Origin of the sequence: Nonomuraea sp. NPDC050691 (assembly GCF_040654455.1) — a bacterium.
GTDB lineage: Bacteria > Actinomycetota > Actinomycetes > Streptosporangiales > Streptosporangiaceae > Nonomuraea.
The window spans coordinates 1-2,584 of record NZ_JBFAIA010000347.1; the positions used below are offsets into that span (position 1 = coordinate 1).

General features: G+C 64.6%; 1 protein-coding gene and 1 pseudogene. Both read left to right on the top strand.

Translation table 11 applies throughout. The annotated features are described in order from the left end of the window. Nucleotides 1-167, top strand: a pseudogene (locus tag AB0H81_RS44565) (IS256 family transposase); the annotation flags it as partial. Between the two features lie 879 nt (nt 168-1,046). After that, nucleotides 1,047-1,976: a helix-turn-helix domain-containing protein gene (locus AB0H81_RS44570; RefSeq protein ID WP_358388533.1), complete on the top strand. Its 930-nt coding sequence runs from the start codon at nt 1,047-1,049 to the stop codon at nt 1,974-1,976. Nucleotides 1,977-2,584 lie beyond the last annotated feature (608 nt).

Here is a 2,584-nt window from a genome sequence, read left to right on the forward strand (position 1 = left end):
AGGCCCGCGCCGAGGGCCTGGAGTTGGGGGGTGAGAACGGGCTGCTGGGCCGCCTGACCAAGCTCGTGCTGGAGTCGGCACGACACGATCCGGCCGGTCGCGGTGCGGGGAACTCCCGCAACGGCAGCAGGGCCAAGACCGTCATCACCGATGTGGGGCCGGTGGAGAGGCCTTCGAGGAGGCTGAGTGCAGAAATTAGCGGTAGCGACCTGCGGCGCACATCGGCCACACGCCGTTCCCGGGCCGGAGCCGACCGCCACCGGCCCCCTAACCCGCACTTCAGATCACCTTGTCGCAGCACACAGCCCGGAGTCGGCGTCTGCATGCCCAGCGACGCGAACGTGGACCTCGACCAGCGGCCTGACACCACCCGGGCCTTCCCGGACACCTGCTCCGCGACTCCCAAACCAGGAAGAACCTGATTCTGAACCTCTCGAAACGACAAGATCCCACCTGATCTCGATCAGACGAGATCCCGTTAACTTCAGTCCAGCCGTCTCAAGAACGGCTCCGGGTGGAGTGTTCACGAGTTGGGCTGACCAGGAGGGCAATGGGGGTCGAGAAGATCGCGTCCCGATGGGGTGATGATCGTTTCCCGTACTTTGCCGCGCCGCCCTGCCGCCGCCCGGTGCCCGTCGACACGACGGGGAAGACGAGTGGATGGGTGCTCATGCGCGCTGGCCTGGCGCGGCAGAGGCGGTGGCACATCGCGTCTCAACTTCGCGAGTTCGACCTGAGGCGAACCGGCCACGCTTGCTGCAGCCCTTCCGTGGCCAGCCACCTCTGCAAAGCCATCGCCGTCCTTCAGTACCGCCACGTCACCCCAAGCCGCTCAAGGATGAAAATGCGTGAAGCTGGTCTCAAATGCGCACGGCAGGCTTGTCCGGACTGGCGCAAAATCAACTCGATGATGAAGATTTTGTCATCGGTATAGTCTGGAGCGAGCTGCCCCCCTTGGTCAGAATCAGCGTGGGAGCGTCGTGCTGCGGATTCACTTCAACTATGATGATCTTGTCCGAACGCGACTGGCAACAGGCCCCAACGCTATGTGGGAGATCGTGCTGAGCGTCCAGGTGCTGCAGAACCGGGAAGGGCCCTTGCTCTTCGACGGCTGGCGCCAAAGGGCCCGGGACAAGGTGCGGCCGTGGATACGACCGCTGATGACTCTCGCACCGCAGGCCCCGTATTTCCCGGACTTCCTCACTCCTTCCGGACCGGCGGACACGCTGGAAGACGAGATCGAGTCCGTCCTGGCCACGCCACGCGCTCGCATCCGGGCAGAACTGGAACTGCTCGGCGCCCAACGCTCCCTGCCAACGTGGACCCACAGACTCGCCGACGGGGACATACGCGTCTTCGAAGGTCTGGGACACACGCTGCGGTCCTATCACAATTCCGTGCTGCAGCCGGAGTGGCCGTCGGTGCGGGCGCACATCGAGGCGGACCGGGCCAAACGAATGCGCGCCTTCGCCGACGGCGGCGTCGAAGGGCTGCTGCGCAGCTACAGCCCGTTGCTGCGGTGGAATCCCCCGTTTCTGGAAACCCACTATCCGGTCACCCAGGAGCTGGTGCTAGGAGGCCGAGGCCTGCTGTTACTGCCGTCGTATTTCTGCTGTCGCAGTCCCGTGACCTTGGTCGACCCCGAGCTGCCTCCCGTACTCGTCTACCCGGTGGCCCGTGATGTCCACGACCGTGTCCTCGGCCCAGGAGACAAGTCCCTCGCCACACTGATCGGGAAAACCCGGGCAACAATCCTGCGGTCGATCGGAGACGGCTGCACCACTACCGAGCTCAGCCGGCGGTCGGGCACTTCCATCGCCTCGGCCAGCCAGCACGCAGCCGTCCTACGCGAGGCTGGGCTGATCAGCACTCAACGCCACGGAAGCTCGGTCCTGCACAACCTCACCCCGCTAGGCTGGGATTTGCTCATCAAGGCACGGCATCGGATCCGACCTGCCCAAGACCTGGGCCGGTGATCCAAGCGGCGCAAGTAAGCCGGGGCTCCCGACAAGGTGGTCTTCGCTCGGGCAAGGCATGCGAACAGCCCCGACACCGCAAGGCATCGGGGCTGGGTGGTGCCTGGGATAACGGCACGAACGGCTGTCTGCTTTCCCCTACTCGTTGTCCAGGCTGGCCTCACCGCCGCACTTTGTGCCACGGAAGGTCGCCTTGAGGTGATACCACGAGTACACGCGGAACAGTCTCGTGGAGAAGTTGGAAACGCCCGTTGCCCGGTAGATGACTTCCTGGTTGCGGGCGTCCCAGATGTAGAAGTCCGCCTTGCATCCCGAGTACGGATCGACCGACCTGGACATCGATCCAGCCGTTCGCGTGCGCCTGCACAGCATCGGTGGTGCAGCTGGTGATGATCGGGTTGAGCCATCCGTTGACCGAGCAGTAGGACGATTGAGCGTGGGCGACGCCCGGGGAAGCGAGCACCGCCGCCCCCAGGGCCGTTGCGGCTGCTACGGCCGATAACCGCTTAACGACTGAGGCTTTTCCAACCTGATCGCGCAGGTCAGCAGGGGCGGCGCTGGGACCGGTTGGCATGAGAAGAGGCTCCCGGTAAGACAGCAGTCGACCA